Here is a 19967-nt window from a genome sequence, read left to right on the forward strand (position 1 = left end):
TTCGATCGGCCCGGCGCGTCAGTCCTGCGTTGGCGGGTCCATCCAGTAGCGCCGCTGCGTATCGCGAAAGCGTTCGACGGCGAGTGCGCCGGGCCGTGCCTCGACGCGCGCCGCGCCGTCCGCGTCGCTGCGCGCGAGCACGATGTGGCGGGCCATGTAGCGCGAGTAGACCCCCGGATGCGGGTGATGAAAGCGGTTCAGATAGCCTACCTGAAATATCGCGACGAGCGGCCAGACAGAATCGAGGAACGGCTCAGTCGACGAGGTGCGGCTGCCGTGGTGCGGCACGACCAGCACCTGCGCGCGCAGCCGCCCGGGGTCGCGTGCGACCAGCGTGCGCTCGACGCCCGCTTCGATGTCGGCGGCGATCAGCACGGAAACCGGGCCGCCATGCACCTCGGGCGCCTCGCTTGCCGAAGTTGTCACCCGCAGGACGCAGCAATGCGCATTGGGTTTGCCCGCGAGCGGCCCGGGGTCGGGCCAGAGCACCTCGAAGTCGACGCCGTCCCACCGCCAGCGCTGGCCGGCGGCGCACTGTACGGTCTGCGCGCCCTTTGTGCGCGCGCTCGCCCACAGCGGATGCGCGGGCAGGATGCCTGCCACGAACTGCCCTACGTCAACGGCATCGAGCACGGCTTGTGCCCCACCCGAATGATCGGAATCGTCGTGGCTGATCATCAGCGCGTCGAGACGCCCTATGCCGTGCGCCTGTAGATATGGCACGACGATGCGCTCGCCCGCCTGCGTCGATTCGGGGCCCGGTCCCGCGTCGAAAAGCAGGCGATGCCGGGCGGTTTCGACCAGCACCGATGTGCCCTGCCCGATATCGAGCGCCGTGAGCCGAAAAGCGCCCGGCGGCGGCCCCGTGGGTGCAGGCACCAGCAACGGTAGCCACGTGAACGGCGCGAGCCAGCGCAGCGGCCAACCGCGCGGCGCGAGACACCAGGCGACGCCCACGGCAGCACAGGCGAGCGGCCACGCTCCGGGTTGCGGCAGGCGCAAAACCGCCCATGGCAGGCCTTCGAGAGCACCCAGCGCCATGGCGAGCCAGTCGAGGCAGGTATGCGCCGCGCGCAGTGCAAGCGCATCGAACGGCGCGGGCAGCGCTGCGCTCCCGATCACCAGCGGCGTGACGAGCATGCTCACCCAGGGAATCGCAAACGCATTGGCAAACGGTCCGATCAGCGGTATTTGCGCGAACCAGTAGGCCGTGAGCGGAGCGAGCCCCAGCGTCACGGCCCATTGCACGCGAGCGCTATCGCCAAGGCGCAGGGCGATACGTCGTACCCCCTCACGCCAGCCGCCGGGCGGAAAAAGCATGGCAGCGAAACGCCGAAACCAGCCAGCGCTCGCCGTTGGATCCGCGGCTTGCTCAGTCCTGTCACGCATCAGATCGGCATAGTCCGCGGGCAAATCCTGCGGCGCGAGCCTGTGCAAGCGCGGCACGCCGGTGGCCGCAAAAAGGATCGCCCCGACCGCGCAAAACGAGAGCCAGAAACCGGCGGCCGTCACCGCCCATGGATCGCGCAGCAGCACAAGCCCGAGCGCCCACGCCAGCACGTGCGAGCGCGCGACCTCGCGCCCGGCGAATAGCGCGAGCGCAACGACCGCCAGCATCCAGAGCGCGCGCTGAACCGGCACATTGAAGCCGGCGAGCGCGGCATAGATTCCCGCCGCGAACAGCGCACCCGCAACGGCGATCTTCTGCGCGGGCACGATGAGCGGCGCCTCGACACCACGCCAGCGCGCGCGCCGCCACAGCGCACCCTCGACCCACCCGGCGAGCCCCGCGACGAACGCGAGATGCAGCCCGGAAATCGCCACCAGATGGCTCGTGCCCGTATTGCGCATGAGCCGCCAGTCTGCGTCGCTGACCGCGTCCTGCGCGCCGGTTGCGAGCGCGATGACGATGCCGCGATGCGGCGCATCGCCGAGCACCGCGTCGATGCGCGCGCGCAGCGCGGCGCGAGCCCGCTCGATGCGCACGCCGATGCCAGTGGCGTCAACGGGTAGACGCACAGCACGCTCTGGTTCGCTGACATATCCCGTGGCGCGCACGCCGCGCGCGAGCAACGCGGCTTCCGTGTCGCGCAGCGCGAAGTTGCCATTGCCGTGCGGGCGTTTGAGCCGCACGGCAAGGCGCCAGCGCGCGCCGGGCTCGAGTGGCGGCAGCGGCGCATCGCGCGCCACCCAGGACAACTGGATCAAATGCGGCAGCGCAGTGGCGGCTTCGTGCGTCCCCCAGGATTCGACACGAAAGAGGAAGCTCGCGCCATTTGCGCCGTATGAAGGCAAGCTGGAGATATAGCCGGCGATGTTGATATCGCGCGTCTGCCAGCTAGCGGGAAGCGACTCTGCAAGCCGCGTTTCGGCGCGCCACGCCGCGTAGCCAAACCCTGCGCATCCGGCTGCAAGCCATACCGCCGCCCAGCCGCTCGCAGTGCGCAAGCGTCGCCCGTAAAAGAAGCGGAATACCCGGCGACCCGCTTCGTGCGATTCACCCGCCTGTGCGGTGGCGCCCAACGCCCATGCCGCCCACCCGGCTGAAAGCACGATTGCCAGAACGAGTCCGAACCACGCACCCCACCCCGGTAACGCAGCCTGCCGCTGCAAGGCCATCACGCCCAGCGCAAACCCGCACCAAATCGCCCGCATCCCGCCTCCTCGCAACGAGGGGGCCGAATGCACGAACCGCGTCAATCGTGCCGCGCCGAACGCACGCCGCGCACGCCACCCTGGAAACGATTATGCAGATGAAAGCGCGAGCCGAGGCAGCGCAGCCGCAGCGTTAGCCGTCGTGCCAAGGGCGAGTTCGTCGGGACTCAAGCCACGCAAGCCCGCGAGCACGGCGCCAATGCGCGGCACCTGGTCGGGCGTGTTGCGCTCGCGATAAAGCCAGGCGGGTGAGATATCGGGCGCATCGGTTTCCATGACGATTGCCTCGAGCGGTAACTGCTGCGCGAGCCTTCGGATCTGCAAGGCGCGCTCGAACGTCACGTTGCCGCCAAAGCCCAGATGCATGCCTTGATCGATGAACGCGCGCGCCTGCTGGAAGCTGCCGTTGAACGCATGCGCGATACCGCTTTTCACGCCGTTGCGGCGCAGCCCCTTGAGCACCTGATCCTGCGACTTGCGCACATGGCAGATCGCGGGCAAGCCGAACTCGCGCGCGAGGCGCAACTGGGCGTCGTAGAAATGCTGCTGACGCGCCTCGTCGAGGCCCGGCACGAAGTAATCGAGCCCGATCTCACCGATGCCAACGAAGCGCGGATCGTCGAGACTCGCCTCGATCTCGCGGCGCAGTACTTCGAGGTCTTCGTCGCGCGCCTGCGGCGTATAGAGCGGATGGATGCCGAGCGCGTAGACCGCGCCCTCAGTGCGGTGCGCGAGCGCGCGCACCACGGCGAAGTTCTCGCGCGCCACCGCCGGGATCACGATTCGCTTGACCCCGGCCGCGTGCGCCGCCGACGCGACCGCGTCGCGGTCAGCGTCGAACTCGGCGGCGTCGAGATGGCAGTGCGTGTCGATCCACATGGCGCTCGCTCGCGGGAAGGTTCAGACCGGCACGACCGGTTCCTCGTGCAGCATGCCGTCACGCAAGCGCACGATGCGGTCGCAGCGCGCCGCGAGGTCGGGGTCATGCGTCACGATCACGAAGCTCGTATCGAACTGGTCGGAGAGTTCGAGCATCAAGTTGAAGACGTTATCCGCCGTCGCGCCGTCGAGATTGCCCGTGGGCTCGTCGGCAAGCACGCAGGCGGGCTTCGTCACGAGCGCGCGCGCGATCGCCACGCGCTGACGCTCGCCGCCCGACAGTTCGCCCGGCCGGTTGCGCGCGCGATGCGAGAGGCCCACGCGCTCCAGGATCTGCATCGCCTCGGCGCGAGCCGCTTCCTGCGTCATGCGGCGAATGCGCAGCGGCATCGCCACGTTGTCGAGCGCCGAAAACTCGGGCAGCAGATGGTGGAACTGATAGACAAACCCAAGCGCACGATTGCGCAACTCATTGCGCTCGCGCTCGGATAGTTCTGTGAACGGCTTGCCGAGCACCGAAACCTTGCCTGCGCCCGGCTCGTCGAGTCCGCCCAGCACGTGCAGCAGCGTGCTCTTACCCGAGCCCGACGCGCCCACCACGGCGAGCTTTTCGCCGCGTTTCACTTTCAGATCGGTGTCGTGCAGCACCTGCACGGCAAGCGGACCCTGGCCGAACACCTTCGAGACGCCATGCGCTTCGAGCACATACGGATAGTCGCCAGCCGCGGCGATCAGCGATTGACGGTCATTCATAGCGCAGCGCCTCCGCGGGACGAACCTTGGCCGCGCGCCAGCTCGGATAGAGCGTGGCGAGCGCGGACAGCACGAACGCGATCAGTCCGATGCGGATCACATCCGATGCCACGAGTTCCGAAGGCAGCTCGCTGATGAAATACACCGAAGGCGGCAGGAACTGGATGCCGAGCAGATGCTCGATCGCCGGCACGCTCCATGGAATGCTCCACGCGATCAGGCAGCCGAGCGCAATGCCGAGGCCCGTGCCCACGAAGCCGATCGTCACGCCCTGCACGACGAAGATCTTCATGATCGAGCCCGGCTGCGCGCCGAGCGTGCGCAGGATCGCGATATCCGCCTGCTTGTTGGTGACGGTCATGACGAGAGACGAAACGAGATTGAACGCCGCGACCGCGATGATGAGCGTGAGAATGATGAACATCATGCGTTTTTCGATTTGCACGGCCGAGAACCAGGTTTTGTTCTGCTGCGTCCAGTCGCGGATATAGAGGTCGCCCGAAAGCGTATGTACGAGCTGGCGCGCAACCGTCGGCGCGCGCTGCATGTCCTTCAGGCGCAGGCGCACGCCGCTTGGCGCGCCCAGGCGATAAAGCACTTCGGCGTCGCGGATATTCGTAAGCGCGAGCGTGCTGTCGTACTCGTAGTGGCCCGACTCGAACACGCCCATCACGGTGAACTGCTTCAGCCGCGGCAGCATGCCGGCCGGCGTGATCGAGCCCTCGGGCGCGACGAGCGTGACCTTGTCGCCCACATTCACGCCAAGGCTCACGGCGAGATCCGCGCCGAGCACGATGCCGAAGCTGCCAGGCGTGAGGTCGTTCAGGCTACCGGCCTTCATCTCCTTGCCGATGTCCGACACCTGCGGCTCTTCGGAAGGCTCGATGCCGCGCAGCGCGACGCCGTTCACGCTGTCGCCGCGCGTGAGCAGCGCCTGGGCGTCCACGTAGGGCGCAGCGCCAATGACTTCGGGATTGGTCTTCGCTTCCTTCGCCGTGAGCTGCCAGTCGGGCATCGTGCCCGTGGGCGAGAAGATCTCGATGTGCGCGAGCACGGAGAGCATGCGGTCGCGCACGTCGCGCTGGAAGCCGTTCATCACCGAGAGCACGACGATCAGCGCCGCGACGCCGAGCGCGATGCCCGACATCGAAATGAGCGCGATGAACGAGATGAACCCGTTGCCGGTCGTGCGTTTGCCGGCGCGGGTGTAGCGCCAGCCTATCTGCCATTCGTAGGGAAGTTTCAAGCGAATCCTTTTTGCGTCTTCGTTGCGCTCCGGCGCCGTATTGACCCTGAGGCCAGTCCGCCGGACGTCCGGAGAATATCGTGCCGGGTCGGGCGACGATCAACCGCGAAGTTTGCCACACTGGCGACCCTCCACGGACATTCGACGGAGTTCCCGCCCTCTCCTTCGAGCCACATTTCGCCCACAAGTGCCGTAATGAGCCGTTGCGGAAGGTACGAGGAAGGTCCGAGGGCCGCCCGGCGCGCGGGGCGCCGAAGTACAATGCGCACCATCATGCCCGCCGACCGACTCCATCTCCTAGTCCCCTTTGCCTTGCCGTCCGCGGCGGCCGCCTCCACCGCGCTAGCGGGCCTCGAATACCCGGCGCTCGCGAAACTGGTGGCGCGCGGGACACTCGGCGAGCAGGTGATCGGCGAGGACTTCCAGCGCACGCTGCCGCACGAGCGCTGGGTCGCGCGCCAGTTCGGCGCGCTCGGTCCCGCGAGCGCGAACCACGCAAAGCCCGCGCCGGCCGCCGACGACGAAGCACCGCTTGCGCCCTACATGCTGCTCGCCGATGGCGGCACGCCTGGCGACGCCACGTGGGCATGCGTGCAGCCCGTGCACGTGCGCATTGCGCACGACCATCTGGTCCTGATCGACCCCGCCTCGCTGGAACTCGCCGACGCCGACGCCGCCACGCTTTACACCGTCGCCCGCCCGCTGATCGAGGAACTCGGCGTGCGCGTCGAGGCCCCCACGCCGCAGCGCTGGTATCTCTCGTCGGATGGGTTCGGCACGCTAGCGGGCGCGTCGCCATTGCGCGCGAGCGGCCGCAACATTGAGATCTGGCTGCCGCACGAGGCCCATTCGGGCCAGCGTTCGCGCGCCTGGATGAAGGTGCAGAACGAAGTCCAGATGGCGTGGTTCGAGCATCCCGTGAACGAGGCGCGCGAGGCGCGCGGACTGCCCGCCGTCAATTCGATCTGGTTCCACGCGCAAGGCGTGCTGCGCTCCGTCACGAGCCCGTATGCGCGCGTACGCTCCGATGCAGCCGCCACGCGCGGCCTGGCACTCGCCGCGAAGGCGGAAGTCGGCGCCGCGCCCTCGACCTTCGCGGCGCTCACGGCGTTGCTGAATAACGGCTCGGGCAAAGGCGCTACGCTCGTCGAACTCGATCCATTCTCGGCTGCATTCATCCAGCAGGACTGGGGCCGCTGGAACGCCGCGTTCGCGCAACTGGAGCGCGACTGGTTCGCGCCCGCGCTCACGGCGCTGCAAACGGGCGCGCTCGCCGCGCTCGACCTCACGCTGTGCGGCGACACCGGCTCGGTGACGCTCTCCATCACGCGCGGCGATCTGCGCAAGTTCTGGCGACGCCGCCTGTTCGCGTCGCTCTTTATCGAATGATCCCCGAATGACTTCTTTTTTCCGCGCTCACGCATGACCCGAATCGTCACCCGCGCCTGCTCGCCCGCCGACACCGAAGCGCTCGTGCGCCACGGCCTGCATCCGGTGCTCGCGCGCCTCTACGCCTCGCGCGGCATTTGCCAGCCCGACGAGATCGAAACCGGCCTCGCGCGCCTCATTCCGCCCACGGGCATGAAGGGCCTCGACGAGGCTGCCACGCTGCTCGCCGACGCGCTCGAAGCGGACTGCCGCATGCTCGTGGTCGCCGACTACGACTGTGACGGCGCGACCGCCTGCGCCGTGGCCGTGCGCGGCCTGCGCATGTTCGGCGCGCAGATCGACTATCTCGTGCCAAACCGCTTCGAGTATGGCTACGGCCTCACGCCCGAGATCGTCGCACTCGCCGCGCAACGCAAGGGCGGGCCACCCGACGTTCTGATCACGGTGGACAACGGCATCGCCAGCGTGGAAGGCGTGGAAGCCGCCAACGAGCTCGGCATCGAGGTGCTCGTGACCGACCACCACCTGCCCGGCGACACGCTTCCTGACGCGCGCGCGATCGTCAATCCGAACCAGCCGGGCTGCGAGTTTCCGAGCAAGTGCATCGCGGGCGTGGGCGTGATGTTCTACACGCTGCTCGCGCTGCGCGCCGAGTTGCGCAAGCGCGGCGCGTTCAGCGACGGGAAGCCCGAGCCGCGCCTCGACGGCCTGCTCGATCTCGTCGCGCTCGGCACTGTTGCCGACGTCGTCAAGCTCGACTGCAACAACCGCGTACTCGTCGCGCAAGGCTTGCAGCGCGTGCGCAACGGCCGCATGCAGCCGGGCATCGCCGCGCTCTTTCGCGCTGCAGGCCGCGACGCGAAAAGTGCATCGGGCTTCGATTTCGGCTTTGCGCTCGGCCCGCGCCTGAACGCAGCGGGCCGGCTCTCGGACATGTCGCTCGGCATCGAGTGCCTGACCACCGACGACGTGGGCCGCGCGTGGGAACTCGCCCAGCAGCTCGACTCGATGAACCGCGAGCGCCGCGAGATCGAAGCCGGCATGCAGCAGCAGGCGCTCGCCGATCTCGCCGATGTCGATCCGCAAGGCAAGGCTACGCTCACGCTATTCAACGAAGGCTGGCACCAGGGCGTGATCGGCATCGTCGCGGGGCGGCTCAAGGAGCGCTTCCATCGCCCCTCGTTCACCTTCGCGCCCGCGGATGACGATGGCGAACTCGTGAAAGGCTCGGGTCGTTCGATCCCCGGTTTCCATCTGCGCGACGCCGTCGATCTCATCAGCAAGCGCGAGCCGGGCCTCATCCAGAAGTTCGGCGGCCACGCCATGGCCGCGGGCATGACGATCGCCGCCGCCGACGTGCCGCGCTTTGCCGCCGCGTTCGAACGCGTGGGCCGCGAATGGCTCACGGAAGAAGCGCTCGCACGCACCGTCGAAACCGACGGCGATCTCGAAGACGCCTACTTCACGCCCGATTTCGTCGAGATGCTCGACGCCGCCGTGTGGGGCCAGGGCTTCCCGGCGCCGGTGTTTTCGGGCGAATTCGAGGTGGCCTCGCAAGCGCTCGTAAAGGACAAGCACCTCAAGCTGCAACTGCTGCGCGGGCGCCAGCGCTTCAACGCGATCTGGTTCAACCACACGGAGTCGCTGCCGCAACACACCACGGTCGCGTACCGGCTCGTGCGCGACACCTGGAACGGCGTCTCGCGCGTGCAACTCGTCGTGGAGCACGCGGCGCTTTAAGCGCGGTTTGAGTTCACAGGCGCGGGCCGCCCGATCAGCCCGCGCCGCCCTTGATCCGGGTCCAATCAGCTATAATTCAATGTTTTACACGCCGGATCACGACACAAATGGAAGCGGAACGTCTCAACGCGATCGAAGCCCTTTTGGCGGACCTGCGCACGCGCGCGGGCGAGCTACGGGGGTATCTTTGACTACGACGTAAAAGCCCGAAGGCTCGTCGAAGTCAATAGCGAACTCGAAGACCCCAACGTCTGGAACGACTCCAAGCACGCCCAGGGTCTCGGCAAGGAAAAGAAGCTGCTCGAAGGCGTGGTGCACGTGCTCGACGGCATCGAGAACGACACGCGCGACACGCAGGATCTCTTCGAGATGGCCCGCGAGGAAGGCGACGAAGACACGCTCGTCGCCATCGAAACGGACGCTCAAGCGATCGAAGCGCGCGTAGCCGACGTCGAGTTCCGCCGCATGTTCGCGAATCCGGCCGACCCGAACAACGCATTCATCGACATCCAGGCGGGTGCAGGCGGCACGGAAGCCTGCGACTGGGCTTCGATGCTGCTGCGCCAGTACGTGCGCTACTGCGAGCGCAAGGGCTTCAAGACGGAAGTGCTCGAAGAATCCGAAGGCGACGTGGCCGGCATCAAGAGCGCGACCATCAAGGTCGAAGGCGAATACGCCTACGGCTTTTTGCGCACCGAAACCGGCATTCACCGCCTCGTGCGCAAGTCGCCGTTCGACTCGTCGGGCGGGCGTCATACGTCGTTCTCGTCGGTGTTCGTGTATCCGGAAATCGACGACTCGTTCGAGATCGAAGTCAACCCGGCCGATCTGCGTATCGACACGTACCGCGCTTCGGGCGCGGGCGGTCAGCACATCAACAAGACCGACTCCGCCGTGCGTATCACGCACGTTCCGTCGGGCATCGTCGTGCAGTGCCAGAACGACCGCTCGCAGCACCGCAACCGCGCCGAAGCCATGGCCATGCTGAAGTCGCGCCTGTACGAAGCCGAAATGCGCAAGCGCCAGTCGGAACAGGACAAGCTCGAAGCGGGCAAGTCGGACGTGGGCTGGGGCCACCAGATCCGCTCCTACGTGCTCGACAACAGCCGTATCAAGGATCTGCGCACCAACGTCGAAATCAGCAACACCAAGGCCGTGCTCGACGGCGATCTCGACGCCTTCATCAGCGCGAGCCTGAAACAGGGCGTGTAAGCTTCTTGCGCGCCACGGGCGCTGCATTGCATCGCATGCCGCCCTCTCCTGCTGTGCCGCCCGTCTTGACTGTGAGGCGCGCACAGCGGGAACCGAAGTCCGCTTTTTGCGCGTATTGCGCGCCGCGTCCCGCGAAGGATCACGCCGGGGCCGCAGCCCCGAAAACTCGCCGAAACACCTGCGAATCAAAGAACTCCGAGCCATCATGACCGAACCGACCCAGCAGAACGCGCCCAGCGCCGCGCCCGAACTCGACGACAACCAGATCATCGCCGAGCGCCGCGAGAAACTGCGCGCGCTGCGCGAGGCAGGCGTCGCCTATCCGAACGACTTCCGCCCGACCCACCACGCCGCCGACCTGCAACGCGACTACGCCGACACCGACAAAGACGCGCTCGAAGCGAAGCCGCTCGAAGTGGCGATCGCCGGCCGCATGATGCTCAAGCGCGTGATGGGCAAGGCAAGCTTTGCCACGGTGCGCGACGGCTCGGGCCAGATCCAGTTCTTCATCACGCCCGCCGACGTGGGCGAGACGACCTACGACGCGTTCAAGAAGTGGGACCTGGGCGACATCGTCGCGGCCAAGGGCGTGCTGTTCCGCACGAACAAGGGTGAGCTTTCGGTGCGCGTCACCGAACTGCGTCTGCTCTCGAAGGCGCTGCGCCCGCTGCCGGACAAGTTCCACGGCCTCGCCGACCAGGAAATGCGCTATCGCCAGCGCTATGTCGACCTGATCGTCACGCCCGAAGCGCGCCAGACGTTCCAGGCGCGCACCAAGGCGATTTCCTCGGTGCGCCGCTTCATGGCCGACTCGGGCTTCATGGAAGTCGAAACGCCGATGCTGCACCCGATCCCGGGCGGCGCGGCCGCGAAGCCGTTCGTCACGCACCACAACGCGCTCGACATGCAGATGTTCATGCGCATCGCGCCTGAGCTGTATCTCAAGCGCCTGGTCGTGGGCGGTTTCGAGCGCGTGTTCGAAATCAACCGGAATTTCCGTAACGAAGGCGTTTCGCCGCGTCACAATCCGGAATTCACGATGATGGAGTTCTACGCCGCGTACACGGATTACTCGTGGCTCATGGACTTCACCGAGCAACTGATCCGCCAGGCCGCCATCGACGCGAGCGGCACCGCGGTACTGACGTATCAGGGCCGTGAACTCGATCTTTCGAAGCCGTTCCATCGCCTGACGATCGTGCAGGCGATCCAGAAGTACGCGCCGCAGTACACGAACGAGCAGCTCGCCGACGCAGCCTTCCTGCGCGCGGAACTCAAGAAGTTCGGCGTGGACGCAAACCAGCCGCAGTTCCTCAACGCCGGCGTGGGCTCGCTGCAACTGGCGCTGTTCGAAGAGACCGCCGAGTCGCAGCTGTGGGAACCGACGTACATCATCGACTACCCCATCGAAGTCTCGCCGCTCGCGCGCGCTTCGGACACGCTGCCGGGCATCACCGAGCGCTTCGAGCTGTTCATCACGGGCCGCGAGATCGCCAACGGCTTCTCGGAACTGAACGATCCGGAAGACCAGGCCGCCCGCTTCAAGAAGCAGGTCGAGCAGAAGGACGCCGGCGACGAAGAAGCAATGTTCTACGACGCCGACTACATCCGCGCGCTCGAATACGGCATGCCTCCGACGGGTGGCTGCGGCATCGGCATTGACCGCCTGATCATGCTGCTCACGGACAGCGCAAGCATCCGCGACGTGATCCTCTTCCCGCACCTGCGCCGCGAAGACTAAGCGCAGCACCGCCTGACATGACGGGGCGCATGCGGTTCACACCGCATGCGCCCCGTTTCCTTGTGGCGTCTGAAGCGCACATGTTTGTAACCATCGGTAAAATCTGCCGGCTAGCGCAGCGACTGCGACGGGTACGTGAATTGCGCCCACGTGGAAAACCGCGCTGTGCAACGCTGCGCGACGACCACGCCCTCAGCGTCTGCCGCGTACCCACTGCGCGGGGTTACAAATTGAAACGCCCACAGACCTGGATTGGCTCAAACTGGGTCTCACAAGAGAGCCAACTCTGCCAAAGACGGAGCCTGTCATGAACACAACCGATCCGACCACACCGAAACGCCGCCTCCATCCGCTGATCGCAACGGCGGCGGCGGCCGTCATCGTCGCGAGCCTTGCGGCCACCGCGGCGATCACCGGCGTCTTCCCGAAAGCTTCCAGCACCGCCGAGCAGAGCGCCCAGGTTCAGACGGGCCAGACGGCCATGACGGCTTCACAGCCGCCAGTCGTCGACTCGACGAAGCCGGTGCAGGCCTCGCAATACGCGCAGAACGAACAGAATGCGCCCGCCGAGCCGCAGCCGGCTCCGGCGCAAGCTCAAGAGCAAGCGCCCATGCCCGTGGCCCCGGCGCAGCAATATGGTCAACAGCCTGCCCAACAGCCGCAGCCTTCGCAGCAGCAGTATGCGCAGGAAGCGCCGCCCGCCCAGCCCGCGTGCTCGACGTGCGGCACGGTCGTTGCGATTTCCGCGGTCAAGCAAGAAGGCCACGGCACCGGTATTGGCGCGGTAGGCGGCGCGGTGGCCGGCGGCGTGGTCGGCAACCAGTTCGGCTCGGGTAACGGCCGCACGGCCATGACGCTGCTTGGCGCACTGGGTGGGGGCTTCGCCGGCAACTCGGTCGAAAAGCACCTGCGCAGCACGACGACCTATTCAGTGCGCGTGCGCATGGAGAACGGTAAGTTGCGCTACTTCACGTATCACGACGCGCCGCCGTTCCAGCAAGGTGAGCGCGTGCGTGTGGAAAACGGCACGCTGGTCGCGGGCTGATCGCTCTTAAGCTGACCGCGCAATAAAAAAGGCGATTTGCCGTATGGGCAAATCGCCTTTTTCTCGTCTGCTTCGCGGGTGTGCCGCGAATCAGTAGTCCGCGTCTTCGATCCACGCGGCCTGGATCGCTTCGAGAATCTTCTCGTTCGAGCGCTCGGGGTCGTCGTCGAAACCGTCGAGTTGAGTGATCCAGCGATGCAGATCGGTGAAGCGCACGTACTGCGGATCCACTTCGGGATGGGTGTCCGTCAAGGCCACCGCGATGTCCTGCGTATCGGTCCATTTCATGGCTGCGCGCTCCTCCTGGTGTTCAGTGGCTCAGTGGTTTTCCTTCGCGTGGTTGATCGAGTAACGCGGAATCTCGACCACCAGGTCGTCGTTCTCGGGCACGAGTGCCTGGCACGACAGCCGCGACGTCGGCTCGAGTCCCCACGCCTTGTCGAGGAGATCGTCTTCGTCTTCCTCGGACGGCACGAGCGCATCGAAACCTTCGCGCACGATCACGTGACAGGTCGTGCAGGCGCACGACTTCTCGCATGCGTGCTCGATTTCGATGCCGTGTTCGAGCAGCGCGTCGCACACGCTCTCGCCTGGCTTGGCGTCGATGACAGCGCCCTCAGGGCACAGTTCGACATGGGGCAGCACCACGATTTGAGGCATTGTGATTTCCGTATCCAATAACTTTCATATCGGGCGCATGCCCCGCCTCCGACGGCGGCATGTGCCCATTCTACTGTCGGTGCGCGCTCGACCACATCGGGAAAGCACGCACGCGCGCGCCGTTTGCTAACGACGCGTTCGCCTCTAAGCTGTTGAGGTTTCAGCCGCGCTTTTAGCCAATCTCGTCGAGCTTCTTGCCCGCCAGCGCGCGCTTGATGCCCTTGTCCATCCGGCGCGCGGCGAACTCGTCGGTGCCTTCGGAAAGTGACTTCGTAGCCGCTTCGATCGCGCCGGCGTCGTCGCCCTGCGCGACTTGCGCAAGCGTGGCGATGAGCGTGTTGACCTGTGCGCGCTCGGATTCGTCGAGCAGTTCGCCATCGGCGCCCAAAGCGGCGTTCGTCGCTTCGATGATGCGCTGCGCCTCGACCTGCGCCTCGCGCAGCGCGCGGGCGCGCATGTCGACTTCGGCGGTCTTGAAGCTGTCTTCGAGCATGCGGGCCACTTCGTCGTCGGCGAGACCGTAGGACGGCTTCACCACCACCGACGCTTCCACGCCCGAGAGCTGCTCGCGCGCGAACACGGACAAGAGCCCGTCCGCATCCACCTGGTAAGTCACGCGAATGCGCGCCGCACCCGCCGCCATCGGCGGAATGCCGCGCAATTCGAAACGCGCGAGCGAACGGCAGTCGGCGACGAGCTCGCGCTCGCCCTGCACCACGTGAATCGCCATGGCCGTCTGGCCGTCCTTGAAGGTCGTGAAGTCCTGCGCGCGCGCGACCGGAATGGTCGAGTTGCGCGGGATGATCTTCTCGACGAGGCCACCCATCGTCTCCACACCGAGCGAAAGCGGAATGACGTCGAGCAACAGCCAGTCGTCCTCGCCACCGCGGTTGCCCGCAAGCAGGTCGGCCTGAATCGCCGCGCCGAGCGCGACGACCTGATCGGGGTCCAGATTCGTGAGCGGCGCCTGGCCGAAGTGCTGCTCCACGGCGCGGCGGATCACGGGCATGCGCGTCGCGCCGCCAACCAGCACCACGCCCTTCACTTCCTTGGCGGCCACCTTCGCGTCGCGCAGCGCCTTCTTCGTCGGCGTGAGCGTGCGCTGAACGAGCGCTTGCGTGAGCGCTTCGAAGCGCGGCTCGTCGATCGTCAGCGCGATCTGCTTGCCGTTCGAGAGTGCCACCTCGATGCGCGCCTCGGGTGCGGACGAGAGCGCTTCCTTCGCATCGCGCACGCGGTCGAGCAAGAGGCGCACGTCCTCGGGCGCGAGCGTCGCGCGCTCGATGCCGGACTGCTCCAGCGCATAAGCAAAAAGCGCGTGGTCGAAATCGTCGCCGCCGAGCGCCGAATCGCCGCCGGCCGCCAGCACTTCGAACACGCCCTTCGTGAGCTTGAGAATCGACAGGTCGAAGGTGCCGCCGCCGAGGTCGTAGACCGCGTAGAGGCCTTCGGCGCCGTTATCGAGTCCGTAGGCGATCGCCGCCGCGGTCGGCTCGTTGAGCAGACGCAGCACGTTCAGGCCCGCGAGACGCGCGGCGTCCTTGGTCGCCTGGCGCTGCGCTTCGTCGAAGTACGCGGGCACCGTGATGACGGCGCCGACGAGCTCATCGCCGAGCGTGTCTTCGGCACGCTGGCGCAGCGTCGCGAGAATTTCCGCCGAGACTTCGACGGGGCTCTTCACGCCGTCCACGGTCTGGATCTGCACCATGCCCGGCGCATCGACGAAATCGTACGGCGCGTTCGCCGCACCTTCGACTTCCGACTTACCGCGGCCCATGAAGCGCTTGACCGAAACGATCGTGTTGCGCGGATCGGTGGCGGCTTCCGCCTTTGCCTTGCGGCCGATGCGACGGCCGCCATTCGCGAGATATCGCACGACCGAGGGCAGCAGCATGTGGCCGTCTTCGTCGGGCAGCACGTCGGGCACGCCGCTGCGCACCGCTGCGACCAGCGAGTTCGTCGTGCCGAGGTCGATGCCGACGGCGAGTCGCCGCTGATGCGGCGCCGGCGCCATGCCGGGTTCGGAGATTTGCAGTAAGGCCATCTGTGTGATCTGCTTTTTTACCTGGTGGGCGCGAGCGCCCGATATCCGTATCAGCCTTCGAGGCGCTCGATCTGCGAGTCGATCTCGCCCGCCACGCGCTCGATGAACATGAGCTGGCGCACCGCTTCTGCCGCGGGCTGGTTCGAGCCGCTGTCGAGCAGCGCCGCGAGCTTCGTGAAGCGCACGCGTTCGTCGTCGCGCAGTTCGGCGGCGAGTGAGTCGAGCGCGTCGATGTTCTTCGCCCCGACCGCATCTTCGATCGCCTCGCGCCACTCCATCTGCTGCATGAGGAACGCGGGCTCCATCGCGGTGTTGTTCTCCGCCCCCACGTCGATGCCGCGCAGGTGCAGCAGATATTTCGCACGCTTGAGCGGATCGCGCAGCGTCTGATACGCCTCGTTCGTGCGTGTGGCCCATTGCATGGCGATGCGCTTTTGCGCCTCGCCGGCCGCGGCGAAGCGGTCGGGATGCACCTGCGCCTGGACCGTGCGGTAAGCGTGGTCGAGCGCGTTGGCGTCGATCGCGAACTGCTCGGGCAGCCCGAACAGCACGAAATGGCTGTCGGAGAGCGACCGGGAGGGCGTGGAAGGCGTGCTCATCGGCTGAAACGTTCTTGTGGGGCTATGAAGGGCTGTAAGGGACGTCGGCGACCATCAAAATCAAAAAGGCGGCACAGGCCGCCTTTTCACCGCTCGACGCGGGCTCAAACGCGGAAGGACTCGCCGCAGCCGCACTCGTCCTTCACATTCGGGTTGTTGAACCGGAAGCCTTCGTTCAAACCTTCGCGCACGAAGTCCAGCTGCGTGCCGTCGATATAGGCGAGGCTCTTCGGGTCGACGATGACCTTCACGCCGTGGCTCTCGAAGACGTTGTCCTCGGGCGCGAGATCGTCGACGTACTCGAGCTTGTACGCGAGGCCCGAGCAGCCCGTCGTGCGCACGCCAAGACGCAGGCCCACGCCCTTGCCGCGACGGGTCAGGTACTTTTGCACGTGCTGTGCCGCTTTTTCAGTCAACGTAATAGCCATAGCATCTTCGCCGCGCCTCGCGCCGCACGGTTTGGCTTTCGCCTTCCCTTGCGTCGCGACGCAACCCTGCTGCATCCAAAATCGTTAGTCCCAAAGCGCCGCACCCGTGGGTCCGGCACCGTCCTGCATCTGCGCTGCGCTACGCTGCTTTACGCCGCGTCGGCCTTCGCTTCGGTCGTGTGACGCTGGCGATAGTCCGCAACCGCTGCCTTGATCGCGTCTTCCGCGAGAATCGAGCAGTGGATCTTCACCGGCGGCAGCGCCAGTTCTTCAGCGATCTGCGTGTTCTTGATGTCGAGCGCCTGGTCGAGCGTCTTGCCCTTCACCCACTCGGTGACGAGCGAGCTCGAAGCGATGGCCGAACCGCAGCCGTAGGTCTTGAACTTCGCGTCTTCGATCACGCCGTCCGCGCCCACGCGGATCTGCAGCTTCATCACGTCGCCGCAAGCCGGTGCGCCGACCATGCCGGTGCCGACCGTGTCGTCGTCTTTCGCGAACGAGCCGACGTTGCGCGGGTTTTCGTAGTGGTCCAGAACCTTGTCGCTATATGCCATGATCACACTCCTTCAATTCGTTGGCCGCGCTGCATGCAGTTGTCTGCTCGTTGCGCTGCGGCCGGTTCGTTGTTCGTTGCTGACTGCGCGATGCTGACTGCGCCGATAAAGCCTTAGTGCGCTGCCCACTGAATGGTCGACAGGTCGATGCCGTCCTGGTGCATTTCCCACAGCGGCGAGAGTTCGCGCAGCTTGGCGATCTTCGTCTTCAGCAGGTTGATCACGTAGTCGACGTCCTGTTCCGTCGTGAAACGGCCCACCGTGAAGCGGATCGAGCTGTGCGCCAGCTCGTCGTTGCGGCCGAGCGCGCGCAGCACGTACGACGGCTCGAGCGATGCGGACGTACAAGCCGAACCCGACGACACCGCCACGTCCTTCACCGCCATGATCAGCGACTCGCCTTCGACGAAGTTGAAGCTGATGTTCAGGTTGTGCGGGACACGCTGCTCCATGTCGCCGTTCACGTAGGTTTCTTCGATTTCCTTCAGGCCGCGCAGGAGCTTGTCGCGCAGCATGCGCACGCGCTCGTTTTCCGTAGCCATCTCTTCACGCGCGATGCGGAACGCTTCGCCCATGCCGACGATCTGGTGCGTGGCCAGCGTGCCCGAGCGCATGCCGCGCTCGTGACCGCCGCCGTGCATCTGCGCTTCGATGCGCACGCGCGGCTTGCGGCGCACGTACAGCGCGCCGATGCCCTTCGGGCCATAGGTCTTGTGCGCCGAGAACGACATCAGGTCGACCTTGAGCTTTTGCAGGTCGATGGGTGCCTTGCCCGTGGATTGCGCAGCGTCGACGTGGAAAATGATGCCCTTCTCGCGGCAGATCTCGCCAATCGTCTCGATGTCCTGGATCACGCCGATCTCGTTGTTCACGTGCATGACGGAGACGAGGATCGTGTCGGGGCGCAGCGCAGCCTTGAACGCTTCGAGGTCGATCAGACCATCGTCCTTCACGTCCAGATACGTCACTTCGTAGCCTTCGCGCTCGAGTTCGCGGCAGGTGTCGAGCACGGCCTTGTGCTCGGTCTTCACCGTGATGATGTGCTTGCCCTTGCTCTTGTAGAAGTGCGCAGCGCCCTTGATCGCGAGGTTGTCCGATTCGGTCGCGCCGGAGGTCCAGATGATTTCGCGCGGGTCGGCGTTGACGAGTGCGGCGACCTGCTCGCGCGCTTCTTCGACGGCACGCTCCGCATCCCAGCCATAAGCGTGGCTGCGCGACGCCGGATTGCCGAACTGCTCGCGCAAATACGGAATCATCTTGTCCACCACGCGCGGGTCGACGGGGGTCGTCGCGCTGTAGTCCATGTAAATGGGCAGGTGGGGAATGTCGTTATTCATCTATCGCTCCGGGGAATCTTATGTGCTGCGCTGTACTGTCTGTTTTGCCAACTGCGGCGTTCTGGCGGCGCTCGAAGGACTTACGAACTCGCCATGTTGAAAATCGAGTTCGGTCCCAGCGGCACCGCCCTGACCGGCTCCACCGCCGGCGCCTCGGCGCGGCGGTCGCGCAGGACGGCGGGCGCGGCGCCTTCGCGGGCGCGCTGCTTGTCCACCAGATCCTTGAGCGAAACCGAATCGAGGTACTCGACCATCTTCTGGTTCAGCGTCGACCAGAGTTCGTGCGTCATGCAGTGGCCGTCGTGCTGCTTGGTGCCTTCGCACGCGCCCTTACCGCCGCACTGGGTGGCGTCGAGCGGCTCGTCCACGGCAATGATGATGTCCGCGACCGTGACGTCCTCCGCGCGGCGCGCGAGGTTGTACCCGCCGCCCGGCCCGCGGACCGATTCGACGATTTCATGACGGCGCAGCTTGCCGAACAGCTGTTCGAGGTAAGACAGCGAGATGTGCTGCCGCTGGCTGATACCCGCAAGCGTCACCGGGCCCTGCTCCTGGCGCAGCGCCAGGTCAATCATCGCCGTGACGGCGAAACGGCCTTTAGTGGTGAGTCTCATGATGTATGGGAACCGCAATTCTCGACAATTTTCGTCAAGTATAAATACATGACTAGTTTAGTCAAGTATCAACGTCGCGATTTGGGTTATTAGGTGCGCGGCGAATCGCAAAAATGGCGCGCTTTCTGCGTTCGGCAGATCCGCGCCGCCCATCTCAGTCCGCCAGTTGCGGACGCAATGCGGCGAGCAGACCCGCGCAGGCCGTTTCGCACTGATCGAGCACCATTTCGAAGCCTGCTTCGCCGCCGAAATAGGGATCGACTACCACGCGCGCTTCGGCCTGAGGCGCGAACTCCATCAACAGGCGAATCTTGTCGCGCTCGCTCACCGGGCAGACATCCTGAAGCGCGGTGACGTTGGTGTCGTCCATCGCCACGATCAAATCGAAGCGGCGGAAATCTTCGACCGCAATCTGCCGCGCGCGCAACGGCGCGAGGTCGTAACCGCGCTGGCCACCCGCTCGCTGTGCGCGCTCGTCGGGCGCTTCACCGATGTGCCAGTCACCCGTCCCGGCCGAATCGACCTCGACGCGCCCCGCCAACCCCGCCTCGTCGACGAGACGCAGCATCACGGCCTCAGCCGTGGGCGAGCGGCAGATATTGCCAAGGCAAACGAAGCAGACGGAAACCTTTTTCATTCGTGGGGGCGGGAGCGACGGTCAGCGTTCAGCGCACGGCGGCGAATCTCAAATTATACAAAGCGCGCGAAGTACGCGCTGTGCGGCGCGTTGGCGCCAAAGCGACCGTCAGATCGCGTTCGAACGCGGCAGCGGCGCGATACCGTTCATCGCCTTCACCGGCGTTTTGCCTTCGCTACCCACGAGGCCGTACGACACGGCGCGCGCGAGCTCCGCCGTGACCTGATCGGCTGCGAGCGGCATTTGCTGCTCGGCGGTTTTCCATGCATGGACCCATGCGATCACCGCGAGCGGCACGATCAGCGCCAGCGGCCAGTACACCGTTATTTTCTTTCTCATGATGCAACTCTCTATCGACTGTGAAGCGACAGGTGCGGACGCACTATCGCCAGTCGAGATGATATAGAGAGTCGCAATCAGGAAAAACCCGGTCC

The 19967-nt window shown here is 65.7% G+C and carries 19 protein-coding genes; 5 read left to right on the forward strand and 14 right to left on the reverse strand.

Annotation, left to right across the window (positions count from 1 at the left end; translation table 11 throughout):
• Positions 1 to 18: 18 nt before the first annotated feature.
• The 4 genes from VSR72_RS13335 to VSR72_RS13350 all read right to left on the reverse strand — a co-directional run bounded on the left by VSR72_RS13335 (position 19) and on the right by VSR72_RS13350 (position 5533).
• Complete coding sequence (locus VSR72_RS13335) at positions 19 to 2655, reverse strand: ComEC/Rec2 family competence protein (protein WP_342952813.1); 2637 nt, start codon at positions 2653 to 2655, stop codon at positions 19 to 21.
• A 90-nt stretch (positions 2656 to 2745) separates the two neighbouring features.
• Complete coding sequence (locus VSR72_RS13340) at positions 2746 to 3534, reverse strand: TatD family hydrolase (RefSeq protein WP_342952814.1); 789 nt, start codon at positions 3532 to 3534, stop codon at positions 2746 to 2748.
• 21 nt (positions 3535 to 3555) lie between these two features.
• Complete coding sequence (gene lolD / locus VSR72_RS13345; protein WP_342952815.1) at positions 3556 to 4287, reverse strand: lipoprotein-releasing ABC transporter ATP-binding protein LolD; 732 nt, start codon at positions 4285 to 4287, stop codon at positions 3556 to 3558.
• Positions 4280 to 5533: a lipoprotein-releasing ABC transporter permease subunit gene (locus VSR72_RS13350; RefSeq protein ID WP_342952816.1), complete on the reverse strand. Its 1254-nt coding sequence runs from the start codon at positions 5531 to 5533 to the stop codon at positions 4280 to 4282. Before VSR72_RS13350 ends, lolD begins: the two co-directional genes overlap by 8 nt.
• A 261-nt stretch (positions 5534 to 5794) precedes the next feature.
• On the opposite strand from VSR72_RS13350, the gene VSR72_RS13355 reads away from it, so the two are divergent.
• From VSR72_RS13355 to VSR72_RS13375, 5 genes are all read left to right on the forward strand, one after another.
• The gene (locus tag VSR72_RS13355; protein WP_342952817.1) at positions 5795 to 6922 is read left to right on the forward strand and encodes a regulator; all 1128 of its coding nucleotides are present in this window, start codon (positions 5795 to 5797) and stop codon (positions 6920 to 6922) included.
• Positions 6923 to 6955: 33 nt separating this feature from the next.
• A complete protein-coding gene (gene recJ / locus VSR72_RS13360; RefSeq protein WP_342952818.1) occupies positions 6956 to 8662 on the forward strand; it encodes a single-stranded-DNA-specific exonuclease RecJ in 1707 nt (568 codons plus the stop codon).
• A 107-nt stretch (positions 8663 to 8769) separates the two neighbouring features.
• Positions 8770 to 9874 (forward strand): peptide chain release factor 2 gene (prfB, locus tag VSR72_RS13365; protein ID WP_201697250.1). Its coding sequence is split into 2 segments (ribosomal slippage): positions 8770 to 8850 and positions 8852 to 9874, totalling 1104 coding nucleotides; the frame shifts between segments, so codons are not numbered across the junction.
• 205 nt (positions 9875 to 10079) lie between these two features.
• Complete coding sequence (gene lysS, locus VSR72_RS13370) at positions 10080 to 11615, forward strand: lysine--tRNA ligase (protein WP_342952819.1); 1536 nt, start codon at positions 10080 to 10082, stop codon at positions 11613 to 11615.
• Positions 11616 to 11922: 307 nt separating this feature from the next.
• Positions 11923 to 12660: a glycine zipper 2TM domain-containing protein gene (locus tag VSR72_RS13375; protein ID WP_342952820.1), complete on the forward strand. Its 738-nt coding sequence runs from the start codon at positions 11923 to 11925 to the stop codon at positions 12658 to 12660.
• Between the two features lie 90 nt (positions 12661 to 12750).
• Here the strand turns inward: VSR72_RS13375 and iscX are convergent, their stop codons facing one another.
• The 10 genes from iscX to VSR72_RS13425 form a co-directional block, all read right to left on the reverse strand.
• A complete protein-coding gene (iscX, locus tag VSR72_RS13380; protein WP_342952821.1) occupies positions 12751 to 12948 on the reverse strand; it encodes a Fe-S cluster assembly protein IscX in 198 nt (65 codons plus the stop codon).
• 30 nt (positions 12949 to 12978) lie between these two features.
• The gene (fdx, locus tag VSR72_RS13385) at positions 12979 to 13320 is read right to left on the reverse strand and encodes an ISC system 2Fe-2S type ferredoxin (RefSeq protein WP_028204169.1); all 342 of its coding nucleotides are present in this window, start codon (positions 13318 to 13320) and stop codon (positions 12979 to 12981) included.
• A gap of 172 nt (positions 13321 to 13492) precedes the next feature.
• Positions 13493 to 15364 carry a Fe-S protein assembly chaperone HscA gene (gene hscA, locus VSR72_RS13390; RefSeq protein ID WP_342952822.1) on the reverse strand — a complete coding sequence of 624 codons (1872 nt, stop codon included), beginning with the start codon at positions 15362 to 15364 and terminating at the stop codon, positions 13493 to 13495.
• A gap of 50 nt (positions 15365 to 15414) precedes the next feature.
• Positions 15415 to 15963 carry a Fe-S protein assembly co-chaperone HscB gene (hscB, locus tag VSR72_RS13395; protein ID WP_342952823.1) on the reverse strand — a complete coding sequence of 183 codons (549 nt, stop codon included), beginning with the start codon at positions 15961 to 15963 and terminating at the stop codon, positions 15415 to 15417.
• Positions 15964 to 16067: 104 nt separating this feature from the next.
• On the reverse strand, positions 16068 to 16391 hold the full coding sequence (iscA, locus tag VSR72_RS13400; protein WP_342952824.1) for an iron-sulfur cluster assembly protein IscA: 324 nt from the start codon (positions 16389 to 16391) through the stop codon (positions 16068 to 16070).
• Positions 16392 to 16540: 149 nt separating this feature from the next.
• The gene (gene iscU / locus VSR72_RS13405) at positions 16541 to 16945 is read right to left on the reverse strand and encodes a Fe-S cluster assembly scaffold IscU (RefSeq protein WP_324140424.1); all 405 of its coding nucleotides are present in this window, start codon (positions 16943 to 16945) and stop codon (positions 16541 to 16543) included.
• Positions 16946 to 17058: 113 nt separating this feature from the next.
• Positions 17059 to 18282 (reverse strand): IscS subfamily cysteine desulfurase, encoded by a 1224-nt coding sequence (locus VSR72_RS13410; protein WP_342952825.1) that lies wholly within the window; start codon positions 18280 to 18282, stop codon positions 17059 to 17061.
• Between the two features lie 80 nt (positions 18283 to 18362).
• Positions 18363 to 18896 carry a Fe-S cluster assembly transcriptional regulator IscR gene (gene iscR / locus VSR72_RS13415; protein ID WP_342952826.1) on the reverse strand — a complete coding sequence of 178 codons (534 nt, stop codon included), beginning with the start codon at positions 18894 to 18896 and terminating at the stop codon, positions 18363 to 18365.
• 154 nt (positions 18897 to 19050) lie between these two features.
• Complete coding sequence (locus VSR72_RS13420) at positions 19051 to 19533, reverse strand: low molecular weight protein-tyrosine-phosphatase (RefSeq protein WP_342952827.1); 483 nt, start codon at positions 19531 to 19533, stop codon at positions 19051 to 19053.
• 108 nt (positions 19534 to 19641) lie between these two features.
• Positions 19642 to 19872 (reverse strand): hypothetical protein, encoded by a 231-nt coding sequence (locus VSR72_RS13425; RefSeq protein ID WP_201697257.1) that lies wholly within the window; start codon positions 19870 to 19872, stop codon positions 19642 to 19644.
• Positions 19873 to 19967: the final 95 nt, after the last annotated feature.

It is taken from the genome of Paraburkholderia sp. JHI869 (assembly GCF_038900775.1).
Taxonomy (GTDB): domain Bacteria; phylum Pseudomonadota; class Gammaproteobacteria; order Burkholderiales; family Burkholderiaceae; genus Paraburkholderia.